Consider the following 22055-nt stretch of genomic DNA (forward strand, 5'->3'; position numbering starts at 1 on the left):
CAGCGTGGCCGATTGCGCGGAACGTGGGCGGTGGCGGTTACTGTGCTGGCAGGCGCGCAGCAGCGCGGCCGGCACCGCGACGAGGAGCAGCGATGGTTTCCACTGAGCCCACCTACGCCGTCACCGGTGCCACCGGGCGCCTGGGCGGACGGATCGCCCGCCGGCTGGCCGCCGCGGGTACCCCGCAGACCCTGCTGTGCCGCACCCCGGCCCGCGCACCCGAGCTGCCCGGCGCCACCGCCGTACCCGGTGCGTACGGCGACCACGACGCCCTCGTACGATCCCTGCGCGGCACCGACCGCGTCCTGATGGTCTCCGCCTCGGAGTCACCCGACCGCCTCGACCAGCACCGCACCTTCATCGACGCCGCGACCGAGGCGGGTGTCGCGCACCTGGTGTACATCTCCTTCTACGGCGCCGCGCCCGACGCCACCTTCACCCTGGCCCGCGACCACTGGCACACCGAGCAGCACATCCGCGCCAGCGGCCTGCCGTTCACCTTCCTGCGCGACAACCTCTATGCCGACTTCATGCCCGGCCTGGTGGGCGACGACGGCGCGATCCGCGGCCCCGCCGGCGACGGCCGGGCCGCCGTGGTCGCGCAGGACGACATCGCGGACGCCGCGGTCGCGATCCTGCACGAACCGGGCCCGCACACCGGCCGCGCCTACGACCTGACCGGTCCCGAGGCGCTCACCCTCGCCGAGGTCGCGGCCACGATCACCGACGCCACCGGGCGCCCGGTCGCGTACGTTCCCGAGACCGTCGAGGAGGCCTACGCCTCCCGTGCGGGCTACGGCGTGCCCGACTGGCAGCTCGACGCCTGGGTCTCCACGTACACGGCGATCGCCGACGGCTCCCTCGCCGGAGTGACCACCGCCATCGAGGACCTGACCGGCCACCCCGCCACCGCACTGGAGCAGGTGCTGCGGCCAAAAGGTGCCGATCTCTAGTCCGCTTCCCGTGCCAGCACACGGCGGGCCGCCTCGGACTCCGCCGCCGGCGGGGACAGCTCGTCCAGGGTGTCGAGCTCGTCATCGGCTTCCAGTTCCCGTTCCCAGGCCGCCGCCAGCTGCTCCTGCTCCTGACGCGGCCTCGCGCCGACAGCATCGCGGTGTTCCGGGCCCAGGGCCGCCAGGAATCGTTCGACCGAGTCCGAGGCCATACCGTGCTCCTTGTCGCAGCGAAGGATGAGTGTCACTCCTGGCCCAGCATGGTCAAACGGGCCCGCCCCGGCCGGCCGACACCCCCTGAAAACACCCTGATGGCCCCGCCGCTCAGCCCGGAGCCGGGCGGCCGCCGACCGAGCGAGTCGTACGAGCCGCCGCTCGCACTGAGCAAGGTCAACAGCCGTATGTACAGGGCCGTTTCGGCACCGGGGTCACCGTGAGGCCGGTCGAACCGTCGAGGTGGCGCGGGCCTGGCGTGCCGCAACGGCCATGACGGCGACGGAGGCCAGCGTGATGCCGGCGCCGACGTAGAGCGGTGCGGTGTAGCCGAGGCCCGCGGTGATGGCCAGGCCGCCGAGCCAGGCGCCGAGGGCGTTGCCGATGTTGGACGCGGAGACGTGGGCGCTGGCGGCGAGGGCCGCGCCGTGGGCGAAGTCGGTGACGCGGGTGATCAGGCCGGGGACGCTCGCGAATCCGGACACTCCCATCAGGAACACCAGGATCACCGACGCCGTGGCGCTGCCGGCCAGCAGGCCGAACACGGCCAGGGTGACGGTGAGTCCGAGGAGGGCGAGGAGGAGGGCGCGGTCGCGGTCGTGGTCGGCGGCCCGCCCGCCCGCCGATCAGGTTGCCCACGACCAGACCGGTGCCGTACACCATCAGCAGCCAGGCGACATCGGCGGGGGAGAAGCCGCTGACCTCGGTGAGGGTGGAGGCGATAGAGCTGAACGCGCCGAACATCCCGCCGTAGCCGAGGGCGGTGGCCGCCAGGGTCAGCCAGACCTGCCAGGACCGCAAGGCACGGAACTGGGCCCGCAGGGCGGCGGGCGGCAGCGGGTCCGAGTCGTCCGTGACTGCCGGCTCCGGAGCCCGGCCCGGTCGGCCGGGGACGAGGGTCGCGATCCCCACAAGGGCCAGTACGCCGATCGCGGTGACCGCCCAGAAGGCCGCCCGCCAGCCCCAGCGCTCGCCGATCAACGCGCCGAACGGCACGCCCAGGACGTTCGCGACGGTCAGCCCGGCGAACATGACCGCCACCGCGCGGGACTTCCTCTCCGGCGCGACCAGGCTGCGCGCGACCAGTGAGCCGATGCCGAAGAACGAGCCGTGGCACAACGCCGCGACGATCCGCCCGAGCATCATCACCGGATAACCGGGCGCGACGACGGACAACAGGTTGCCGATCACGAACAGCGCCAGCAGACCGACCAGCACGCTCTTGCGGGGCAGGCGTGCCGTCGCCGCGGTCAGCGCGATCGCGCCGATCGCGACACTGAGCGCGTACCCGGAGATCAGCCGGCCCGCCGCCTCGAACACCGCGAAACTCGCCGCCACCTGCGGCAGCAGTCCGGCGATCAGGAACTCGGTGTTCGATCGCCAGGCCGGCTTCGCTCATGGCACGAGCCTCACCCCCTCCAGCTTCGCGATCAGGTCGTCGCGGCTGGCGAAGTCGCCATGCCGCACGACCCGGCGGGTCAGGGCGGAGAAGAAGAGCACGACCTGGTTGAGCCAGGAGGCGTGCGGCGGGGTCCAGCGGACGTGCCGGCGCGGGTGCGCGGCCAGCCACGCCTTGGTGTGCTTGGCGGTGCGGGAGGAGCCGTTGTCGAGCACGACGTGGATCTCCTTGCCAGGAGCGATCGCCCGGTCGACCTGGTCCAGGAAGGCGGTGAAGGTCGCCGCGTTGTTGCGGGCGATGACCTCAGTGAGGACCTCACCGGTACGGACGTCGAGAGCGGCGACGAGGGAGGGGGTGCCGTGACGCCGGTACTCGAACTCCTGCCGGGCGGGCGGGTTCACCGGGGCGTGCGGGACGTCCGGGATGGCGGCGTGAACGGGCGGGTGAGCCGGCCACGGACCTTGTGCGGCTTCAGGTCCAGGCCGGCCAGGATCCGGCCGACCTGGGAGGCGGAGAGGGACACCAAGCAGGCACCGGCCATGCGCTGGGCGACGGCCCGGTGCGACCAGGTCACCTCCGGATGCGGCGGCATGGTGGTTGCTGTGGCCACGATCGCCACGCGGACCTCGGGCCGTGGATCTTCGGCCGCCCCGACCGTCGCCCACCCTCCACGGCAAACGATCAGGACGGGCCGCCGCCGAAACCGGCAGGATGGGCCCGTGCCGAAGAACCCCCCGGAATCGATGCAGCACCACCTGCGCCGGCGTCTGAACCGCCACGCCCGCGCATGCTGGCCCCACGTGGACGCCATCACGGTCCGCTTCCGCACAGGATTCGCCTACGTGGCAGCCGAGTTGCCCGACGGAATGAGCCTGCCGCTGTGCCGACTGCGCTTCACCGGCGTGCTGCACACCTGGGGCTTCGCCCTCTACCTGGCCGGCGACGACAGCTACCGGGACACCATCCTGCCCAGCGGACTGCTGGCCGGCTCCCCGGAGGAAGCCCTCGACTGCGCAGGCGACCTCTACCTCAACGCTCTCGCGCCGGCCATCCGGGTGCCGGCAGGACTCGTCGTCCTCGTCGGCCCACCAGCCTCGGGCAAGACCAGTTTCGTTCGGGCACTGATCGCGCGCCGGCAGATCGACGCGGAAGCCGTGGTGTCCAGCGACGAGATCCGCGCGGAGCTCTTCGGCACCTCACACGCGGAAGCGGAATCCGACGCGGCGGACGCACAGATCTTCGAGGAACGCGACCGCAGGATCGTCGCCAGGCTCGCCACCGGACACAGCGCAGTCGCCGAGTCGACAAACGTCACGCCGCAGGCACGCGCACGACTCATCGCCATCGCCAGGCGCTTCAACGCCCCGGTGACCATGCTGCGATTCAACCCGGACGTCACCGACCTCCTCCAGCAGTACACGGAGCGAGGCCGCACGGACCTCACCGCCGCGGACGTCCGTGCCTACGCCGCCACCATGACCCGGGACGCCGGTGCCGACCAACTCCGCTCCGAGGGCGCAACCACCGTCCACGACGTCCCCGGACGTCGCCAAGCGACCACGCCCGCCCAAGCCGCTGCGCACTTCTCCTTCGCCTGACACATCCGACGTGTCCAGACCTGCCTTCCGACACCCCATGCCGTGCCGGGCCGTCGCAGCGATCTCCACGTCCCGCCGGTCCCCGTCTTCCTCGTACGCCATGGATCACCTCGCCGCCGATGGCGATCCGCCATCATGACGGGCGCCTACGACCGTGCTGCCCGTGGGCTTCGTGCCGGGAACGTCGTCCTGGTGTTGCGGAGGGCCGCGCCGTGTCGGCATATGGGGGGTGTGGCGGGGGCGGTCGTCGTCGCGTCGGCGGGAGGTGGCATGTCCGTGGAGAGCCGGGGGCGGATGCGCTCCGCGTCGCGGTGGGTGGCGTGGTTGCGTGACCGCGATCCGGATCTGGCGGCGACGCGGCGGGCCGGGCGGACCGCGCTGGTGATGCCGGCCCTGTTCGCGCTGTGCGGTCAGGTGGTGCACTCGCCGACGATGGCGAGCTTCGCCGCGTTCGGGTCCTTCTCGATGCTGCTGCTGGTCGACTTCAGCGGTCCGATGGTGCAGCGGCTGCGGGCGCAGGCCGGGCTCGCGGTGGGCTGGGCGGTGCTGATCTGTCTGGGGACGCTGGTGGCGCGCGTGACCTGGCTGGCCGTCGTGACGACACTGCTGGTCGGCTTCGTGGTCCTGTTCTCCGGCGTCGTCAGCTCGGTACTGGCCGGCAGTGCGACCGCGCTGCTGCTCGCCTTCGTCCTGCCAGTCACCACACCGGTGCCGCTGTCCCGGCTGCCCGAGCGGCTCGCCGGCGCCGGTCTCGCGGCGGCGGCGGCACTCCTGGCCGTCTGCCTGCTGTGGCCACGCCCCGTCGCCGATCCGCTCAGCGCACCGGCGGCCCGGGTGTGCCGTGCCGCCGCCGGACACCTGCGTACGGACGCCTCCGGTCTCGGCGGACACGGCCCGGCGCCCGACGCCGGGCGGCGGCGGGCGGCGGCGGAACGCACCGTCGGCGCGAGCGCGGAGCTGCGGGCCGCCTTCGACGCAACCCCGTACCGCCCCACCGGCCTGTCCACCTCCTCGCGTGCCCTGGTCCGTCTGGTGGACGAGCTGACCTGGCTGAGCGGCATCCTGCTGGACCGGCCCGCCTACACCGACGAGCCGCCGCCCTGCGACCCGGCCGCGCGCACCGTACGCCTCGCCGCCGCCGACGTCCTCGACCACGCCGCCGAACTCCTCACGGACCCGTACCGGGACGTCGGCCCGCTGCGGGCCGCCGCGAACGACCTGCGGGCGACCATGAGCGGGATGGAGCAGAGCTCGACGGTACGCCTGCCCGCCGACCGGCACCCGACCGGCGACCGTACGGCGGAGACCTACGGGTTCATCGCCACGCTCGACCTCTCCTTCCGCGCGCAGGAGCTGGGGTTCGCGGTCCTGCAGATCGCCGGCAACGTCGAACTGGCCGCCACGGCATGGCAACGGCCCTGGCACGAGCGGCTCCTCGGCGGCGAACCCGGTGCGGTGACCGAACCGCTGGCCTCGGCCTGTGAACGGGCCGCGGCGCATCTCGGACGGCGCTCGGTGTGGCTGCACAACAGCCTGCGCGGCGCCGTGGGACTCGGCATCGCGGTGCTGCTGGCCGACCTCACCGGTGTGCAGCACTCCTTCTGGGTGCTGCTCGGCACCCTCTCCGTGCTGCGCTCCAACGCGCTCAACACGGGCCAGAACGCCCTGCGCGCCGTCCTCGGCACGGTGCTGGGCTCCTTCATCGGCGCCGGGCTGCTGCAGCTGATCGGTCACCACGGCACCGTTCTGTGGTTGCTGCTCCCGCTCGCCATCCTGGTGGCCGGTATCGCGCCCGCCGCCGTCTCCTTCACCGCCGGGCAGGCCGCCTTCACCGTCACGCTCGTCGTGCTGTTCAACATCGGCCAGAACCCCGACTGGCACATCGCCCTGCTCCGCGTCCAGGACATCGCCCTCGGCTGCGCGGTCAGCGTCGTCGTCGCGCTGTTCTTCTGGCCCCGAGGCGCCTCGGCCGCCGTACACAGGGCGCTCGCCGAGGCGTACGACGACAGCGCCCGCTATCTCTCCGGCGCCGTGAACTACGCCGTCGGCTGCTGCACCGCCGCCGCGCTCGCCGCGGAACCCGAGCAGCAGAACCGCGAGGCCGCGGCCGCCGCCCGCCGGCTCGACGACGCCTTCCGGACCTATCTGGCCGAGAGCGGCGCCAAGCCCGTCCGGCTGGCCGACATGACCACGCTCGTCACCGGCGTGGCCGCGCTGCGCCTGGCCGCCGACGCCGTCGTCTCCCTGTGGCGGGCCGCCGGACCGTCGCGTACGGCCGCCGAGCAGACCGATGCCCACCGCGCCATCCTCGGCGCCGCGTCCCGGGTCACGGAGTGGTACCGCGGCCTCGCCACGAGCCTCGACGGCAGCGCGCCCGTCCCCGATCCCGTCCGGCGCCATCCCGAGTCCGCGGCCCGGCTCGTGGAGTCCGTCCGCAGCGACCTGGTCGACGGCCACGGCCAGGCCACCGCCACCGCCGTCCGTGTCATCTGGACCGGCGACCACGTCGACGTCGCCCGCCGCCTCCAGCCCGGCCTCGCCAAGGCCGTGAAGGGCAGCGCTACCCGCTGACCCGCGGGCGCCGCTCTTCGCGTGACGTACGGGCGGGCTGGTCGAGGGGCCCCGCCACACCCCGGAACAGCACTCCCCGGCACAGCCCGTCCTGCCACCTCGTGCGCGCCGACCGCAGGCTGGAGCCCGGCCGCCGGGACCGCTCGGCGGCCGCCCCGACCCTCACGGATTCCCCGCAGGAGCCTGTCGTGCCGTCATCCCCGGTCCTCGCCCGGCGAACCCGCACCGGAACCGTGCCCAAGGGCGCCGGTCTCGCGCCGGCGGGCGTCGCGCCGAACCTCGGCGTCCTCGTCGCCGCGCGGCTGGTGCAGGGTGCGGGCGCGGCGGTCATCGTGCCCGCCTCGCTGGCGCTGATCCGTGAGGCGTACCCGGATCCGGCCCGCCGCGCCCGGGCCATGGCGATCTGGGCGATGGGCGGCTCCGCGGGCGCCGCGGCGGGACCGGTGGCGGGCGGTGTCCTCAGCCTGATCAGCTGGGGGATGATCTTCTTCGTGAACCTCCCCGTCGGACTGCTGGCCCTCTGCCTCCTGTCCCGCACCGCGCGTTCACCACGCCGGGCCGACGCTCCCTTCGACTGGGCCGGGCAGATGACGGCGGTGGCGGCGATGGGCGGCCTGACGTACGCGGCGATCGAGGCCGGCGCGGAGGGCTTCGGCGCCCCGAAGGTGGTGCTCGCGTTCTGTGTGGCGGTGCTCGCCGGTGTCCTCTTCCTCGTCGCGCAGGCCCGGGGACGGAACCCCATGGTTCCCCTGTCGCTGCTGCGAACCCGCACGATGCTGGTCTCCTCTGCCGTGGGCTTCGCCCTCAACACCGGCTTCTACGGCATGGTGTTCCAGTTGGTGATGGCGGGCGGTCTGGTGGCCCTCGGCCTTGCTCCGCGAACCGCGCCCACCTGGCTGGTGGTCGTCGTGTCCTCAACGCTACCCGCCAGGTCGGCGGCGCCCTGGCCGTGGCCGTCTTCGGCACCCTCGTCTCCCGCCACGGGACCTTCTTCCACGGCATGCGCACCAGCCTGTGCGTCGCCACGGCACTGGTCCTGGCCACCACGGTCACGAGCCTGCTGCTGAGGTCCGCCCCGGCAACGAGGGGGGGACGGGCTCAGAGGTGCTCGATCAGCCTCTCGGTGAACTCGGCCGTGGTCGCGGTGCCGCCCAGGTCACGGGTGCGGACGTCGGTCGTCGCCAGGACCGAGGCGATCGCGTCCGTGATGTCCTCGGCCGCCGCGGGGTGGCCCAGATGGCCGAGCATCAGGGCCGCCGACCAGATCGCGCCCAGCGGATTGGCGATGCCCTGGCCCGCTATGTCGGGGGCCGAGCCGTGCACCGGCTCGAACATCGAGGGGAACTCCCGCTCGGGGTTGAGGTTGGCCGACGGAGCGATGCCGATGGATCCGGCGACGGCGGCCGCGAGATCGCTGAGAATGTCGCCGAAGAGGTTGGAGGCGACCACGACGTCGAAGCGGGCCGGTTCGAGGACGAACTTGGCCGCGAGCGCGTCGATGTGCTCCTGGTCCCATGCCACCCGCGGGAACCGGGCGGCCCGCTCGGCGACCAGGTCGTCCCAGAACGGCATGGGGTGCACGATGCCGTTCGACTTGGTGGCCGAGGTCAGCCGCCCGCCGCGCCGTGCGGCCAGCGTCAGGGCGTAGTCCAGGACACGAGTGACGCCGGCCCGGGTGAACACGGCTTCCTGTACGGCCATTTCCTCGGGGAATCCGAGGTTGAGGCGGCCCCCGGCCTCGCTGTACTCCCCTTCCACGTTCTCGCGTACGACCACGAGATCGACCTCGCCCGCCCGCGCGCCCCGCACCGGGCTGTCGACGCCCTCGAAGACGCGGATGGGCCGGAGGCTGACGTACTGCCGGAAGCTGCGCCGGATCGGGATCAGCAGGCCCCAGAGCGAGACGTGGTCGGGCACCCACGGGTGTCCCACCGCGCCCAGCAGGATCGCGTCCTTGTCGCGGAGCCGGTCGATGCCGTCGGCGGGCATCACGGCGCCCTCGCGCAGGTAGCGCTCGCAGGACCAGTCGTCGTACGACGTGTACGACAGGCCGAAGCCGTGACGGCGGGCGAGGACGTCGAGGACCTGCCGCGCGGGCGGCAGCACCTCGGGGCCGATTCCGTCGCCGGGGATCAGGGCGATGCGGTGGTTCGTCATGGCGTCGATTGCAGCAAGGCGGTGCGGCGGGCGTCCAAGACGCAGAGCGGATCTGCCTGATAAGCCGTACCTATCAGCGGTCGGCGGCCGCGGTGGCCATCGTGACGAACGCGGCGGCCGCGGGGGAGAGGCTGCCCCGGCGGCTGACGAGGGTGACGTCGAGGGTGGTCCGCGGTTCGATGTCCAGGACACGGGCGCCCAGGCGCCGGGCGACGTCCCGCCACGCATCCGTCACCACCGCGATCCCGACGCCGGCCAGCACCAGGGGCAGGAGCGCCACCCGGTGCTCGGTCTCGGCGGCGACGGTGAAGCCGACGCCCTGCTCCCGCAGTGCGTCGACGTAGGCGCGCATCCCGGTCCCCGGCTGCCCGACGATCAGCCGCTGTCCCGCGAGCTCGTGACACTCCACCGACGTCCGGCCCGCGAACGGCCCGTCGGCCGGCACCACCAGCACGAAACGCTGGCTCCCCAGCGCGTGCGAGGCGACCTCTTTCTCGGAGACCGGCCCGGCGGACGCCAGCAGACCCAGCTCCACGGCGCCGGTGCGCACCATGCCGATCACCTCACGCGCGGTGAAAGCCGCCTTGACGGCCACCGACACGCCGGGTACCGGTCGCCGAACGCCCGGACCAGCGTGGTGAGCGGCTCCACCGCCTGGGACGGCATCGAGGCCACGTCCAGGCGTCCCGCACGCAGTTCGTGCACAGCCGCGACGCTCGCCCGCGCCGTCTCCAGACTCCGCACGGCCTCCCGGGCGGGCTCGATCAGCGCCTTGCCCGCCTCGGTCAGCACCGGCCGACGCCCGACGCGATGGAAGAGCTGGGAACCGAGATCACGCTCCAGCGCCCGGACCGCCTGGGACAGCGACGGCTGCGACACGTACAGAGCGGAGGCCGCACGGTTGAATCCCCCGCGATCGACGATCGCCAGGAAGTACTCCAACTGCCGGATGTCCATACGGGCAGCTTGCCAGCAGCCCCTGGATGCTTTGGAATTCCAAGTTTCTACTTGGAAAAACCAATCGACCCCGCTACGCTGCCTCAACATGATCACAAGCAGGGAAGGCGGTTACGAGCTGTCCGTCGACGCGGACCGCCTCGATGTGGGGCTGGTCCACCAGTGGCTCTCGACCGATGCGTTCTGGGCGCTGGGCCGCAGCCGGGACGTCGTCGAGGAGTCGGTGCGCCGCTCTCTCAACTTCGCCGTCCACGACGCCGCAGGCGCCCAGGTCGCGTACGCGCGTGTCGTCACCGACCGGGCGACCTTCGCCTGGCTGTGCGACGTCTATGTCGCGCCGGCGCACCGCGGCAAGGGCCTCGGCACCTGGCTGGCCGGCGCCGTCCGTGACCACCTGGCTCCCTACCGGCTCAAGCGCGTCCTGCTCGCCACCCGCGACGCCCATGAGGTGTACGCCAGGGCCGGGTTCGTGCCCGTTCCGAACCCCGGCAGCCTGATGATCCTGAACTCGGAGGGGTGATCGGCGCAATGACATGGAGTCACGGCACGCTGAGTACGGCACGCTGAGTACGGCACAGGTGGTCGTTCAGGGCGCCGGCGACCGGCTGCCGAGAGCGGCGGCCAGCAGCAGCGCGGCCAGCGCGGTGAGGGCGATGCCCGGCCAGCCGAGGGCGTCGAGCAGCGGTGCGGCCACGGCGGTGCCGACGGCGCCGCTGGTGAAGTACAGCACGAGGTAGACGCTGCTGAGGCTGCCGGACCGTTCGGGGGCGAGGGCGATGATCCGGCTCTGGTTGGCGGCCTGGGCAGTGAAGCAGCCGGCGTCGAACACGGCGAGCCCGAGTGCGGTGACGAGCGGGCTGCCGAGGCCGGTCGCGAGCAGCGCGGTCCCGGCCGTGGCGGCCAGTATGCAGGCGATGATCACCGTGGCCGGGGCGTACCGGTCGGCGAGGCGCCCGGTCAGTGGGAGCGCCGCGAAACCGAGGAGCCCGGCCAGGCTGTACAGGCCGATGGCGCTCGGGCCGAGGGCGTGGGGCGGCTGGGCGAGCGCGAGGGCGAGGGTGACCCAGATCAGATTGAAGGCGAAGTACCACAGCCCGCCCGTGGCAACCGCACGGCGCAGGTCCGGGAACCGGCGCAGCAGCGGAGGGAGCGAGGCCAGCGCGGCACGGTAGCCGCGTGCGGAGTGCGGCCGCTGCCGGGGCAGGAGCGTGGCGGCGGCGATCGCGCCGAGCAGGGCCAGGGCGGCGAAGACGAGGAGCATGCGCCGCCAGCCGAGGACGTCGGTGAGCGCCCCTCCCGCCAGCCGGCTGAGCAGGATGCCCGCCGACATGCCGGCGGCCACCGTGGCAACTCCTGTTCCCCGGCGCCCGGTTGGGGCGTGGCGGCCCGCGATGCTGCTCGCCTGGGCCGCGACACTCGCGGTCGCGCCGATGAAGAGGTAGGCGGCCAGCAGCACGCCCGCGCCGGGTGCTGCCGCGGCGAGGCCGAGGGCGGCGGCCAGTGCGGTGAGCTGCGCGCCGACCAGGCGGTTGGGGGCGAGGCGGTCGGTGAGGGGCAGCAGGAGGGCGAAGCCGGTCATGCAGCCGGCGAGCGCGGCGGTCGGCACGAGTCCGATGACGGCGAGCGGGACGCCCAGGTCGGCGGCGACCGTGGTGAGTTCGGGCTGGATGGCGTAGTTGTTCGCGGTCGCCGTCCCGGCTATGGAGGCCAGCAGGAGCGTGCCGCCGCGGGGGAGCGGGCGGGTCACGGGGTGGTGCCGCGGGTGAGGACGACGACGTAACGGCACTCGCTGTCCGTGGTGTTGGCGAACACGCGCTCGGCGGGCTCGCCCAGCTCGATGGTGTCACCCGCGTCGAGTTCATGGACCGTGCCGCCGTCATGGAAGGTCAGCCGGCCGTCGAGGACCCAGACGACCTGTCGTACGAAGGCGAAGGCGGCGGCCGGATACGGCACACGAGCCCCGGCGGGCAGATGGATCTCGGCGATCTCCGCGGGGAAGCGCGGGCCGGTGATCTGGCGGCGCCGGTAACCGGTCGCGGGGTCGCGCCACTCGGCCGTGTCCGTCAGGCGGCGTACGCCCGCCGCGCCCTCGGTGTCGTCCGGCGCCCCTTCGGCCAGGGCGAGCAAGGAGGCGACGCTGAGCTGGAAGGCCGCGGACAGCTTGCCCAGGACGACGGCGGTGGGGCTGCTCTCCGCGCGCTCGATCCGGCTGATCATCGCCTGGGACACGCCGGAGGCGTCGGCGAGCTGGGCCAGAGTCCAGCGGCGGCGTTCCCGCTCGGTGCGGACACGCGCCGCGATCCGCTCCACCAGGGGATCTACTATGTTGGACATGGCTTCAATATACGCAAGAAACCCGGCGGCCGTGACGGTGCGTCCCGCCCGGCCCGACGACGTGGAGGCCATCCGCGCCATCCGCAACCACGCCATCGAGCATTCGACCGCCCTGTGGACCCAGACCCCGCAGACCTCCGCCCAGGCAGTCGCCTGGCTGGCCGCCCACCTGGAACGCGGCTCGGCGTTCGTCGCCGAGGCCGACGGCGAGGTGGCCGGCTTCGCGGTCTACGGCCCCTGGCGGGAGCTGGACGGGTACCGGCACACCGTGGAGAACTCTGTCTACGTCCGCGAGGGCCGGCACGGATTCGGCATCGGATCCGCCCTGCTCGCCGCCCTCGTCGCCGCCGCACGCGAGGCCGGGCACCACGTCATGATCGCCGGAATCGAGGCCGGGAACACCCCCTCGATCCGCCTGCACGAACGCTTCGGCTTCCAGCACGCCGGCACCCTGCCGGAGGTCGGCACCAAGTTCGGCCGCTGGCTCGACCTGACGCTCATGCGGCTGCCCCTGAGCTGAGACGCGTCCCGGAGATCACCTGGGGAAGGCCGTGGGATCGTCCCGCACGGTGGCAGGTGAGGACGGCTGGGAGCCGAGCATGTCGAGGAGGACGAGGGCGTCGTACTCGGGTGTGTCCGGTTCGGCGCAGTACGCGACCAGGCGGTGGCCGGGCGTGCCCTCCAGCGCCATGGACTGGAAGCCGAGGGTCAGGTCGCCGACCTCGGGGTGGAGAAAGACGTAGCGGGCGATGTTGCGCTCCTTGGCCGGCCACTCCTCCATCCCGGGCAGCAGACGCAGCCCGCCCGGGTTGGACGCGAGCAGGTCGGTGGTACGGCTGAGCACGCGCGCGGGGTAGGGGCGCAGGCTTTCCAGCAGCAGCGTGACGCCCGGCCGTACCGTCCGGGACGGGGCCGCCCGCGGCTCGCGGGTGCCGCGGGCCGTACGCGCCGCGAGGCTGCGCAGGTGCTGGTGCTCGTCCTCCTCCAATTGCACGGCCCGCGCGAGGGAGTCGACGACGGACGGGCTCGGGCGGGTCTCCTTGCCGCGCTCCAGGCGGGTGCAGTAGTCGATGCTCACACCGGCCAGCGTGGCCAGCTCCTCCCGGCGCAGGCCTGGAGTGCGGCGCAGCCGGCCCCCTCGGGGAGGCCCACGTCCGCCGGGGTGACCCGGGCGCGGCGGGCCCGCAGGGAGTCGCCCAGCTCGCTGCCGGAGTTCGTGCCCTTGTGCTGCTCACGTGCCGTACGACTCAGTCTGGCAGCCGTGTGACCAGGGTGACAGCCGCGTGGGGGGTCGTGTCACACCCTGGCAGATGTGGCGTCACTCCGGCTGTGCCGGGATCCGGAGGCTGACCTCGTAGCCCCCGTCGGAGGTCAGGCCGGAGGCGAACGTGCCGTGCAGGATCTCGGCACGCTCCCTGAGACCGACCAGGCCCTGCCGCGAGCCGGGCAGGGGCAGGGAGGGTCGGGTGGGGCGGCTGTTCGTGATCGTCACGCCGACGTGCTCGCCGTCCCGCCACAGCTCCACCGTCGCCCCGGCACCCGGAGCGTGCTTGCGCACGTTCGTCAGGGCTTCCTGCACCGTGCGGTAGATCGCCCGCTGGGCGGGAGTGCTGATCGAGTCGGGCAGGCGGCCGGTCAGCTCCGCGTCGATGCCGCTCGTGGCGACCAGCCGTCGTACGTCGGCCAGCGTCGGCTGCGGGGTCAGCTCGGTGGCGCGGCCGCCGGATGCGCGCAGCAGGGTGACCATGTTCCTCAGTTCGTCGAGCGTGGAGACGCTCAGCGAACGGATGGTCCGCGCCGCCTCCCGGGAGTCCGTGTCCTTGGCCGCGACCTGCAGGGCACCGGCCTGCACGGCGATCAGGCTGACCTGGTGCGAGACGACGTCGTGCATCTCCCGGGCCAGCTGCGCGCGTTCGCGGGCGAGCACGGCCTGGGCGTGCAGCGCCCGTTCGTGTTCCCTCGCCTCCTCGATCTCGGCCAGGCGCTGCGACAAGTCCCGCCGCGCCTGCACCAGTTGGCCGAGCAGCACGGGAGCGGCGGTGCCCGCCAGGGTGTAGACGAACTGGATCAGCGTCCAGGTACGGTCGCGTGAGTCGGGGTCGTGCCACGGCCAGGGCGCGGCGGAGGCGGCCGCCATCAGTACGGCGCACCCGGCCAGCAGACGGCGGTCGCGGGACCGCTCGGCCAGGGCGAACAGGGCCGCCAGCGGGGCGACGACGAGGTCCGCGACGACAGTGGCCGGCAGTGTGAGCACGACGACGGAGAGGGGGAGGAAGCGGCGCAGTGCGAGAGCGGCACAGGCCACCGAGGCGAGGGCCACGGCCGACCACGAGGTGTGCCACACCGCGAGCCAGGCGTCCCCGGCCGCCACGGCGACGAGCCCGGCGTCGACCAAGGGTGCCGGAACACGCGCCCAGCCCGCCCGCCGGCCGCTCATCGGCCCGCCTTCGGCCGGCCCTGCTCGTCCAGGAGCCGGGCCCGCTGGGCGAGGAGCGCGGCCTGGATACGGCTGGTCACCCGCAGCTTGGCGAAGATCGCGCTGACATGATCCTTCACCGTGCCGGCGCTGAGGTGGAGGCGCGTTCCTATGTCGATGTTCGACAGCCCCTCCGCGACCAGCATGAGCACCTCGCGCTCCCGTGCCGTCAGCCGCTCCACACGGGCCGCCTCCTCGGCGTCCACCGCCTCCGTGCCGGGATGGCCGAGCAGCAGCGTCCGGGACGCCTTGGGGGACATGACGACACCGCCGGCGGCGAGCGTGCGGACCATCTGGGCCAACTGCTCCGGCTCGGTGTCCTTGAGCAGGAAGCCGGCCGCCCCGTGGCGCAGCGCCGCCAGGACGTACTCGTCGGTGTCGAACGTCGTCAGCATCGCCACGACGGGCACGTCCGGCAGCGTACGCACCTCGCGCAGCACGGTGAGCCCGTCGACGTCCGGCATGCGGATGTCCAGCAGGACGACGTCCGGACGCTCCTCGCGGACGCGGGCCACGGCGTCGGCTCCGCTCACCGTGGCGACCACCTCGATGTCGTCGGCGGCGTTCAGGATGAGCTGGAAACCGGAGCGGACGAGCGCCTCGTCGTCCACCACCACCACCCGGATCACGTGCATTGCGTCCCGCTCTTGTCCGTCCCGTGCCTGTCGCCTACGACCTTAAGAGGGATCGGCCGCCGGCACGGTTGCCCGGACGAGTGATCCAGCCAGGTGGGGGGTGACCTCCCGCCGACCGGCGGGGGCGCTCCGGCCGGTCGTCGGATACCGCGCGCGCCGGGCCCGGTCCCAGGCTGGACGCATGACCCACAGCACAGACGCGGACGCCCGGTGAACGGACAGCTCGGTGGCGGCAGGGAGGCCGCCCTCCTGATCATCATGGCGTCGGCCGCGGTCCTGGCCGTCCTGCGGCCCGACGTGTACGCCGCCCTCGCCCACCGCGCCGCCTCGGCGCTCGCCGGACTGTTCGGCTGAGCGAGGCGCGAAGAGACCCGATGAAGATCGCCTTTCTGCTCTACAACGCCTACGGCATCGGCGGCACGGTCCGGGCCACGGTCAGTCTCGCGGGCGCACTCGCCGACCACCACGACGTGGAGATCGTCTCCTGCCACCGCACCGCCGACCGGATGTGCCTGACGCCGCCGGGCGTGAAGGTGCGCGCCCTGGTGGACCTGCGGCCCGCCTCCCGGCACTACGCGGGACACACCGCCGATCTGCGGAGGCCCGGCACCGTGTGCCCTCACGACACGGTGCACCACGGCCCGACCCCGCCCAGCGCACTCGGCGAGGAACGACTCGCGGGCTTCCTCCGGGACACCGACGCCGACGTGGTGATCGCGACACGGCCGTACCTGGCCTGCTTCCTGGCCGAGCACGGCCGCCCGGACCACCTGCGCATCGGCCAGGAGCACGCCACCCGCGACCTGCACCCGGTCGCGCTCCGGAACGACCTCGACGCGGCCGTGTCCCTCCTCGACGCCTACGTGACCATGTCCGCGGCGGACGCACGCGCCTACCGCCGGGTCCTCCACTCCGCGCCGACGCGCCTCACCAGCATCCCCGTCTGCAGCCCCGCGCCCTGCGCGGAACCCTCGTCCGGGCAGTCGCGGACCGTGGTGACGGCGGGGCGCCTGACGGCGGCCCATCGGTACGACCGGCTCGTCGACGCCTTCGCCAAGGTCGTCGCGGTGCACCCGGACTGGACGCTGCGCGTCTACGGCCGCGGCCGCGAGCGCCGCCCGCTGCGCCGCCGTATCGACGAACTCGGCCTGCACGACAACGTCCTGCTGCTGGGGGCGCGTACGCCCATGGAACCCGAGTGGGCCAAGGGCGCCGTCGCCGTCGTGGCGAGCGGCACCGAAGCCTCGGGCCTGACCCTCGTGGAGGCCATGAGCTGCGGAGTGCCCGTGGTCAGCACCGACTGCGGCCACGCCCCCCGCGAGATCGTCACGCACGGCGAGGACGGCCTGCTCGTCCCGGAGGAGGGAGCCGTCGAGGACGCGCTCGCCGACGCGCTGTGCCGGCTGATCGAGAACGACGCCGAGCGCCGCCGTATGGCCGCCGCGGCCCGCCGTACGTCCGTACGCTTCCGCCCCCAGCACATCGCCGCGCAGTACCACGCCCTGTTCACCGACCTCAGGCCGGAACTCGGCACCCGAAGCCGGGGCCCACGGCCGCGCGCAGTGCGCCCGGACGCCGACGGCGGCCTTCCGCTGTGGCGTCGCGCGCTGGAACGCGTCGGCCTGGCCGGACTCGGATCTCCGGTCGTGGTCGGCTGCCGTGTGCTGCCCGACGGCTCGATCGTCTTCCACATCGACCGGCCCACCCTCACACCCGACGCCTGGAACCTCGTGCTCCGCCCCCGGGACAGAGCGGCGGACGACGTCGTCACACTGCGGCTCCGACAGCGGACCGCGGGCGACGGGCGGGGCCTTCAAACGGCGCTGGACAAGGCGTCGTGGTCCCTCGCCGAAGGACACTGGGACGCCTTCGTCCAGCACGTCAGCGGCAGCAGGTCCCGCCCGGTCCTCGCGGGCCCGGTCGAAACGGCCCGGCTCCTGGACCCCGCCGCGCGCCGGCCCTCCGACGCGGGCTGCACCGCCTGGATCCCCTACCCGGCGCAGGACGGCGGCCTCGCCCTGCGCACCTGGCGCCGACCGGCCCACGCGGAGGTGACGTCGATCGCCATCGGCGACACGGTGATCCAGCTGACCGGCTCGCTCCACGGGAGCGCCGCCCGCTCCCACCACTACCGCTTCCGCGCCCGGCTCCAGGGACACCAGGACCGGGCCTTCGACGCGCCCTGTTACGTCGATCCGTACGGCGACTTCGACGTCGGCATCCCCCTCGCGACCGCGGCCGAGCATCACCCCGGCGGAGAGGCACTGTGGGACCTGCGCCTGAGCGCGTACGGCGGACCCGAACTCCGCCTGGGCATGCTGACCGGCGACATCGCGGACCGCCGGGACGTCCACACGTTCCCGGCGGCCCACTGGTCAGATTCTGAAGGCCGGCTGACGCTGCGGACGTATCTGACGCCTGACCACGACCTCGCGCTGAGCACCACAGATGCCGTGCTCAGCCCGCGATCGTGATAGACAGGATCGCCCCGATGAACCCTCCGGTGCCCACCTGGGCGCCGTGCCAGGTCTCGCCCGACTCCGGCCTGGTGCCGTACATCCTGAAGAAGAACAGGGGGTCGCCGCCGGAGGCTGTGGCGTTGCCGACGCCGGGGTCGCGCCGGGCGTAGTTCTCCATGGTCACGTAGTCGTTGCCGCTCGTCGCCACGGTGGCGCCGAAGTGGTACTCGAACGTGTTGTCCCTGTCGCGGTCGGCCTCCTGCTGCGCGTCACCGTAGCCGACCGTGACCAGGGCGGAACCGGGAGGCGGGGGCGGCAGGAACTCGTTCAGCCCCAACTGCCTGAGGGCATCGTCCAGTTGGGGCGAGTCGGCCGCCTTCAGATCCTGGAAGGTACGGCTCATCCCCTGGGAGTAGGCGAGATAGGCCTGCTGATCGCCGTTGACACCCTTCTGGAAGGCCTCCTTGACCCCGTCGAGGTGCTCGCTTCCGCTGTCCTCGACGACGTCGAGCACCCTGGCGAGGAAGTTCTCCCAGGAGCCGATGCCCTGGGCCGACAGGCCCTTCCTGCCGGTGACGAACTCCGCCATCTCGTTGCAGCGTTGCGGGGTGAGGACCGACAGACCGGTCGCCTTTTGCGTCATGCCCAGCTTCCCGGCCAGACCGGTCCGCTTGGTCTCCACGACCGGCTTGACCTGGTACAGCCGCAACTCCCCGGACTCACCCTGCACGCGCAGATAGCGGCTGCCCCGGTGGAGCCGTACGCGTCCGGCCAGCGCGTCGTTGGCCCGGTCGATGTGCGGCTGGGTGGCGAAGAAGACCTTGGACTCGCCCGGCCCCTGCTCGATCGCCAGGTCGAAACCGTCCGACAGACGCAGCCGGACACCGCCGTTGAACACGATGTTGGCCGTCCTCGCCTGCGCGTCCGAGAAGTAACTGCCCTCTGCCTCCTGCTGACTGGGGAAGAAGCGGTCGTCGCTCTCGGCGCTCCTGGTCGAGGCGATGGACGCGCGCCGGTGCTTGGTGGGGTAGTTGTCGGCGCCGGGTTCGATCTCGACGTACCGCTGTACGGCGCCCCGCTCGCCGCCTCCGGCGCCCGCGGCACGCCGCAGGTCCGGGACGGGAGTGCCGCCCGCCATGACGCGGTGCGCGGTGGCCTCGGCCTCCCGCTCGAACCGGTCGGAGGGGTCGCTCAGACGCAGGCCCTGACCGGTGTCGGTGCCGGAGACGGGACCCGAACGCTGCTGGACGACATGGGTGAGTTCATGCGCGAGGGTGTGCTTGTCCGCGCCGTTCTCACCGATGACGATGTGGTTGCCGGAGGTGTACGCGCGGGCGCCGATCCCGCTCGCGGAACGCTGGGCGGCGGCATCCGCGTGCACACGTACGGCACCGAAGTCCGCACCGCCGAAACGGCTCTCCATCTCGGCGCGGACCCCGGGCTCCAACGGCCGGCCGGGGGAGCGCAGCACGTCGTGCACGCTGGAGCCCTGCCGGCCGTCGGTGCGCCGCCCGGGCTCCGCCCCTGACAGCAAGCGGGCCACCACCCCGTTCCCCACGCTGCGTTGCAGTGCCCGGACCGTGGCCGGGGACAGCCGTCCGGCCGGGGCGGGCGCCGGCACCGGCGAGCGAGAGCCGACGCCGAGGGCCGGCCGGAGGGGCCGGACCGGTGCCTTGTCCTTGCCGGTGCCCGATTGCTCGTGCTGGCGCATGCTGCCCCTTCGCTGGAGGCCGGTGACGGGATCCTCACCGGGAGTCTCGGCCGCACCCCGGCGGAGGGAAAGAGCCGAAAGGGCAGCCCTTCGGGCAGTGCTCGCCCGTCCTCAGGTCACGCCGTCGACCGGCGCGCGGAGAACGACGTCCTGTTGACGCTCACGGGAGCCGCCCCAGGTCCAGGAAAGCGACGGCGATGATCCGAAGACGCGTCCAGCGCAGACTCGAGCGGCCGGTCAAGCCGGTCGACATCAGGCGCAGTTGCCGAACCCGGAGCCCCAACGCGCCGGGCAGCGAGTGCGGTACGGCCGCGAACATCTCCACGTCCTCCCGACGCCGCAACCGCGCCAGAGCCTTCGACCTGGGCCAGCAGACCGGCACGGTCCATTTTCCAGACGGAGCAGCGCTCATCCAGCCGCACCGCGAACGCCTCGTCGCTCAACCGGCCCTCGGTGATCCGCCGGGCGAGTCGCGCACTGGCCGCTGTCACGTCGTCCATGGTCCCTCCGCCGTCCGTCACGCCTGCCTGTCGTCAGATCGGGTGCGTTCTGGCCGCGCGCCCGCCCCGGAAGCGGCTGATCGTGGGGCGGTCACACTTCTCCGTCGCGATCCGTCAGCGCTCCACGATCAGCCTGGTCCAGCTGCGGGCCGGCCAGATCGTCGGCAGCACGTACCTGACCGTGCTGCACACGGGTTTCCTGCGCAAGGCCGGGGAGTCGGAGGAACGGATCACGTCGGTGGCGTCCTGGCAGGACTCGCCGTACTTCACCGGTGCCGAGCGCGCCGCACTGGCCCTGGTGGAAACCGTGCTTCAGCCGTCCGCAGACGGCGAGCGGGTGTCCGGCGTGCTGTATGCGCAGGCGGCCGAGCACTATGAGCCCAAGGCGCTCGCCACGCTGATGTTCGTGATCGGCCAGGTGAACTTCTTCGTCCCCGTGGCGCTGATCGCCAAGCCGGTGCCCGGCCGGTCGTTCACGGCCCCGTGGAAGTGAGGCCGCCCGGACAGGTCTCAACGGTCGGGTCCCGAGGGGGGACCCGACCGGGGCCGCTCCGCCGGTGCGACACCGCCAACTCGAAGAGATGGCGCTTGGTGACCAGGCCGCCGTACCGCCTGTCGATCAGGGCCGCGATACAGTCCAGCAGGCCGTTCCTGGCCGTCTCCGGCAGGGCTCGGTGGCCGGAGTAGGTGCGCAGCACGTCCAGGTACTGGGCTGTGGTGTACGTGAGTTCGCGCTCGTGGCGGCGGAAGACCGTGGGCCCGAACCGACCGCTCCGGGCCACCTCCTCCGCATGGTCCGAGCCGTCGATGTCGGTGGCCGCGGGAGGCCGCAGCCCGGGTGGTGTGTTCGGGTCGAACCGCTCGTAGCAGCCCTGGACCTCGATGAAGAACTCCTCGGTGCCGCCCCTCACATGCTGGGTGCGCACCACGGCGAGCGCCCCGCCGGGACGAAGCGCGTCCGCCGCCTTGACCATGCGGACCGCCGGGTCGATCCAGTGGAACGCCGTCGCCGAGACCACCACGTCGAACGGCTCCCGAGGCAGCGGCCAGCTCTCGAACTCCGCCGTCACCACCTCCACCCCCGCGGTCCCGGCCAGATTGCGGCGGGCGACCGCGGCCATGCTCGGTCCCGCCTCGACGGCCGTGATCCGACAGCCCCGTTCGGCCAGCGGCACCGTCGCCTGGCCGGTCCCGCAGCCCACCTCCAGTACCCGGCTGCCGCGGGTGGCCCCCGCGAGTTCCGCGAGGTCGTCGTACAGCTCCGGCGGATATCCGGGCCTGGCCCGGTCGTACAGCTCCGCGTCCTCGTCGAACGTCCGGCTCAGGCGCTCCCGCCGGGACTCGTCGGGCACGTCATCGCGAGGTGCGTGGGTGATGTCGTCGGGCATGCGGAGCAGGCTAGCGATCTCCGCCCGCGTCGGCCTCTCCATAATGCGGTCGTCGGGCGTGACGCCGAGGTGGGCGCCCAGAAGGTGCGGTCGCTGCCGCTCGGGGGCGTTCCTGCGCACCAGCTCCAGCATGAGCAGGGCCGGCAGTGGGCCGTGCACGACGAGGCCGGGGTAGCCCTCCACGTCACGGCAGTACGGGGTGTCGTAGTGGATGCGGTGGGCGTTGGCCCTACGGTTCCAGTACGGCGGTGACGTCGAGCGACGTCGGGTGCCGTGGTGCGGAGCCTTCGCCGGACCGGGAGACGATGTCCTGTTCCTCGACCAGGCAGGTGCGGCCGCGCTGCCGGAACTCCTGGCGCTCTGTGACGAACAGCAGTTCGCCGTTGCGGCCCTGCTTGGGCGTGACGGCGGCCGGACTGCTGACACGCTCGGCGGGTTCGCCCAGGCGCAGGGGCTCGGTGATCTCGCAGCGTCCGTCGGCGAACATCCGCCGCCGCTCGGGAGCATGCTGGGGCGCCCAGTGCAGGAAGTACAGCCACTGCCACAGCGGCGGCAGCGGGGCGCCGGACCCGGCGGCGGTGGCGGGCAGGTCCGGCAGCGCCGACAAGGCCGCTGCCGGACCCGGCGGGAGGGTGTCGTCGTCGGTGACCGGCGTGGGGTGCCAGGACTCCACGTAGGAGGCGAGCGAGGCGGGCATGGGCGTC

General features: G+C 72.8%; 20 protein-coding genes and 4 pseudogenes. 9 read left to right on the plus strand and 15 right to left on the minus strand.

Translation table 11 applies throughout. The features are described from left to right. Window positions 1-92 precede the first annotated feature (92 nt). Window positions 93-953: an SDR family oxidoreductase gene (locus ACH47Z_RS32750; protein ID WP_399080214.1), complete on the plus strand. Its 861-nt coding sequence runs from the start codon at window positions 93-95 to the stop codon at window positions 951-953. On the opposite strand, the gene ACH47Z_RS32755 is transcribed toward ACH47Z_RS32750, so the two are convergent. The 4 genes and pseudogenes from ACH47Z_RS32755 to ACH47Z_RS32770 form a co-directional block, all read right to left on the minus strand. Next, window positions 950-1165, minus strand: coding sequence for a hypothetical protein (locus ACH47Z_RS32755; RefSeq protein ID WP_399080216.1), 216 nt, complete (start codon window positions 1163-1165; stop codon window positions 950-952). The genes ACH47Z_RS32750 and ACH47Z_RS32755 overlap by 4 nt on opposite strands. 216 nt (window positions 1166-1381) lie before the next feature. Then, a pseudogene (locus ACH47Z_RS32760) lies at window positions 1382-2528 on the minus strand (MFS transporter). A 33-nt stretch (window positions 2529-2561) separates the two neighbouring features. Further along, window positions 2562-2966 (minus strand): transposase, encoded by a 405-nt coding sequence (locus ACH47Z_RS32765; protein ID WP_399080218.1) that lies wholly within the window; start codon window positions 2964-2966, stop codon window positions 2562-2564. Beyond that, window positions 2963-3175 (minus strand): hypothetical protein, encoded by a 213-nt coding sequence (locus tag ACH47Z_RS32770; protein ID WP_399080220.1) that lies wholly within the window; start codon window positions 3173-3175, stop codon window positions 2963-2965. Before ACH47Z_RS32770 ends, ACH47Z_RS32765 begins: the two co-directional genes overlap by 4 nt. 109 nt (window positions 3176-3284) lie before the next feature. On the opposite strand from ACH47Z_RS32770, the gene ACH47Z_RS32775 reads away from it, so the two are divergent. From ACH47Z_RS32775 to ACH47Z_RS32785, 3 genes are all read left to right on the plus strand, one after another. Beyond that, complete coding sequence (locus ACH47Z_RS32775) at window positions 3285-4163, plus strand: AAA family ATPase (protein WP_399080222.1); 879 nt, start codon at window positions 3285-3287, stop codon at window positions 4161-4163. Between the two features lie 270 nt (window positions 4164-4433). After that, window positions 4434-6734 carry an FUSC family protein gene (locus tag ACH47Z_RS32780; RefSeq protein ID WP_399080224.1) on the plus strand — a complete coding sequence of 767 codons (2301 nt, stop codon included), beginning with the start codon at window positions 4434-4436 and terminating at the stop codon, window positions 6732-6734. Window positions 6735-6922: 188 nt separating this feature from the next. Next, window positions 6923-7801: an MFS transporter gene (locus ACH47Z_RS32785; RefSeq protein WP_399080226.1), complete on the plus strand. Its 879-nt coding sequence runs from the start codon at window positions 6923-6925 to the stop codon at window positions 7799-7801. Window positions 7802-7832: 31 nt separating this feature from the next. Here the strand turns inward: ACH47Z_RS32785 and ACH47Z_RS32790 are convergent, their stop codons facing one another. Further along, on the minus strand, window positions 7833-8891 hold the full coding sequence (locus ACH47Z_RS32790; protein WP_399080229.1) for a tartrate dehydrogenase: 1059 nt from the start codon (window positions 8889-8891) through the stop codon (window positions 7833-7835). Window positions 8892-8964: 73 nt separating this feature from the next. After that, a pseudogene (locus ACH47Z_RS32795) lies at window positions 8965-9848 on the minus strand (LysR family transcriptional regulator). An 88-nt stretch (window positions 9849-9936) separates the two neighbouring features. Between ACH47Z_RS32795 and ACH47Z_RS32800 the strand changes: the two are divergent. Further along, window positions 9937-10368 carry a GNAT family N-acetyltransferase gene (locus ACH47Z_RS32800; RefSeq protein WP_399080231.1) on the plus strand — a complete coding sequence of 144 codons (432 nt, stop codon included), beginning with the start codon at window positions 9937-9939 and terminating at the stop codon, window positions 10366-10368. A 66-nt stretch (window positions 10369-10434) separates the two neighbouring features. Here the strand turns inward: ACH47Z_RS32800 and ACH47Z_RS32805 are convergent, their stop codons facing one another. Then, window positions 10435-11595 carry an MFS transporter gene (locus ACH47Z_RS32805; protein WP_399080233.1) on the minus strand — a complete coding sequence of 387 codons (1161 nt, stop codon included), beginning with the start codon at window positions 11593-11595 and terminating at the stop codon, window positions 10435-10437. Continuing rightward, a complete protein-coding gene (locus ACH47Z_RS32810) occupies window positions 11592-12182 on the minus strand; it encodes a helix-turn-helix domain-containing protein (RefSeq protein ID WP_399080235.1) in 591 nt (196 codons plus the stop codon). The genes ACH47Z_RS32805 and ACH47Z_RS32810 overlap by 4 nt, the downstream gene beginning before the upstream one ends. Here ACH47Z_RS32810 and ACH47Z_RS32815 point away from each other — a divergent pair. Then, window positions 12181-12702 (plus strand): GNAT family N-acetyltransferase, encoded by a 522-nt coding sequence (locus ACH47Z_RS32815; RefSeq protein WP_399080237.1) that lies wholly within the window; start codon window positions 12181-12183, stop codon window positions 12700-12702. The two genes, ACH47Z_RS32810 and ACH47Z_RS32815, sit on opposite strands and share 2 nt — an antisense overlap. Before the next feature lie 15 nt (window positions 12703-12717). On the opposite strand, the pseudogene ACH47Z_RS32820 reads toward ACH47Z_RS32815, so the two are convergent. The 3 genes and pseudogenes from ACH47Z_RS32820 to ACH47Z_RS32830 all read right to left on the minus strand — a co-directional run bounded on the left by ACH47Z_RS32820 (window position 12718) and on the right by ACH47Z_RS32830 (window position 15293). Continuing rightward, window positions 12718-13433: pseudogene (locus ACH47Z_RS32820) on the minus strand (helix-turn-helix transcriptional regulator). Between the two features lie 67 nt (window positions 13434-13500). Next, complete coding sequence (locus ACH47Z_RS32825) at window positions 13501-14619, minus strand: sensor histidine kinase (RefSeq protein WP_399080239.1); 1119 nt, start codon at window positions 14617-14619, stop codon at window positions 13501-13503. After that, window positions 14616-15293 (minus strand): response regulator, encoded by a 678-nt coding sequence (locus tag ACH47Z_RS32830; protein WP_399080241.1) that lies wholly within the window; start codon window positions 15291-15293, stop codon window positions 14616-14618. The genes ACH47Z_RS32825 and ACH47Z_RS32830 overlap by 4 nt, the downstream gene beginning before the upstream one ends. A gap of 210 nt (window positions 15294-15503) precedes the next feature. On the opposite strand from ACH47Z_RS32830, the gene ACH47Z_RS32835 reads away from it, so the two are divergent. Continuing rightward, window positions 15504-15647: a hypothetical protein gene (locus ACH47Z_RS32835; RefSeq protein WP_399080243.1), complete on the plus strand. Its 144-nt coding sequence runs from the start codon at window positions 15504-15506 to the stop codon at window positions 15645-15647. Between the two features lie 20 nt (window positions 15648-15667). Next, window positions 15668-17767, plus strand: coding sequence for a glycosyltransferase (locus ACH47Z_RS32840; protein WP_399080245.1), 2100 nt, complete (start codon window positions 15668-15670; stop codon window positions 17765-17767). Here the strand turns inward: ACH47Z_RS32840 and ACH47Z_RS32845 are convergent. Beyond that, entirely contained in the window at window positions 17751-19463 is a 1713-nt protein-coding gene (locus tag ACH47Z_RS32845) for a DUF4157 domain-containing protein (RefSeq protein WP_399080247.1), read from the minus strand. The two genes, ACH47Z_RS32840 and ACH47Z_RS32845, sit on opposite strands and share 17 nt — an antisense overlap. Window positions 19464-19623: 160 nt before the next feature. Beyond that, window positions 19624-19875, minus strand: a complete 252-nt coding sequence (locus ACH47Z_RS32850) for a hypothetical protein (RefSeq protein ID WP_399080250.1) — start codon at window positions 19873-19875, stop codon at window positions 19624-19626. A 170-nt stretch (window positions 19876-20045) separates the two neighbouring features. Here ACH47Z_RS32850 and ACH47Z_RS32855 point away from each other — a divergent pair, with 170 nt between their 5' ends. Further along, window positions 20046-20456: a carboxymuconolactone decarboxylase family protein gene (locus ACH47Z_RS32855; protein WP_399080252.1), complete on the plus strand. Its 411-nt coding sequence runs from the start codon at window positions 20046-20048 to the stop codon at window positions 20454-20456. Between the two features lie 58 nt (window positions 20457-20514). On the opposite strand, the pseudogene ACH47Z_RS32860 reads toward ACH47Z_RS32855, so the two are convergent. Together ACH47Z_RS32860 and ACH47Z_RS32865 are read right to left on the minus strand one after the other, a co-directional pair. After that, window positions 20515-21351: pseudogene (locus ACH47Z_RS32860) on the minus strand (class I SAM-dependent methyltransferase); the annotation flags it as partial. 229 nt (window positions 21352-21580) lie between these two features. Continuing rightward, window positions 21581-22048: a hypothetical protein gene (locus tag ACH47Z_RS32865; RefSeq protein ID WP_399080255.1), complete on the minus strand. Its 468-nt coding sequence runs from the start codon at window positions 22046-22048 to the stop codon at window positions 21581-21583. Window positions 22049-22055: the final 7 nt, after the last annotated feature.

This window comes from Streptomyces sp. NPDC020192, from assembly GCF_044388685.1.
Classification (GTDB): domain Bacteria; phylum Actinomycetota; class Actinomycetes; order Streptomycetales; family Streptomycetaceae; genus Streptomyces.

What these genes read in the sequence shown, in the direction of transcription:
- ACH47Z_RS32810 (WP_399080235.1), bottom strand. Translation starts at nt 12,182, where the DNA reads ATGTCCAACATAGTAGATCCCCTGGTGGAGCGGATCGCGGCGCGTGTC.
- ACH47Z_RS32830 (WP_399080241.1), bottom strand. Translation starts at nt 15,293, where the DNA reads ATGCACGTGATCCGGGTGGTGGTGGTGGACGACGAGGCGCTCGTCCGC.
- ACH47Z_RS32755 (WP_399080216.1), bottom strand. Translation starts at nt 1,165, where the DNA reads ATGGCCTCGGACTCGGTCGAACGATTCCTGGCGGCCCTGGGCCCGGAA.
- ACH47Z_RS32800 (WP_399080231.1), top strand. Translation starts at nt 9,937, where the DNA reads ATGATCACAAGCAGGGAAGGCGGTTACGAGCTGTCCGTCGACGCGGAC.
- ACH47Z_RS32845 (WP_399080247.1), bottom strand. Translation starts at nt 19,463, where the DNA reads ATGCGCCAGCACGAGCAATCGGGCACCGGCAAGGACAAGGCACCGGTC.
- ACH47Z_RS32840 (WP_399080245.1), top strand. Translation starts at nt 15,668, where the DNA reads ATGAAGATCGCCTTTCTGCTCTACAACGCCTACGGCATCGGCGGCACG.
- ACH47Z_RS32780 (WP_399080224.1), top strand. Translation starts at nt 4,434, where the DNA reads ATGTCCGTGGAGAGCCGGGGGCGGATGCGCTCCGCGTCGCGGTGGGTG.
- ACH47Z_RS32825 (WP_399080239.1), bottom strand. Translation starts at nt 14,619, where the DNA reads ATGAGCGGCCGGCGGGCGGGCTGGGCGCGTGTTCCGGCACCCTTGGTC.
- ACH47Z_RS32865 (WP_399080255.1), bottom strand. Translation starts at nt 22,048, where the DNA reads ATGCCCGCCTCGCTCGCCTCCTACGTGGAGTCCTGGCACCCCACGCCG.
- ACH47Z_RS32790 (WP_399080229.1), bottom strand. Translation starts at nt 8,891, where the DNA reads ATGACGAACCACCGCATCGCCCTGATCCCCGGCGACGGAATCGGCCCC.
- ACH47Z_RS32815 (WP_399080237.1), top strand. Translation starts at nt 12,181, where the DNA reads ATGGCTTCAATATACGCAAGAAACCCGGCGGCCGTGACGGTGCGTCCC.
- ACH47Z_RS32850 (WP_399080250.1), bottom strand. Translation starts at nt 19,875, where the DNA reads ATGAGCGCTGCTCCGTCTGGAAAATGGACCGTGCCGGTCTGCTGGCCC.
- ACH47Z_RS32750 (WP_399080214.1), top strand. Translation starts at nt 93, where the DNA reads ATGGTTTCCACTGAGCCCACCTACGCCGTCACCGGTGCCACCGGGCGC.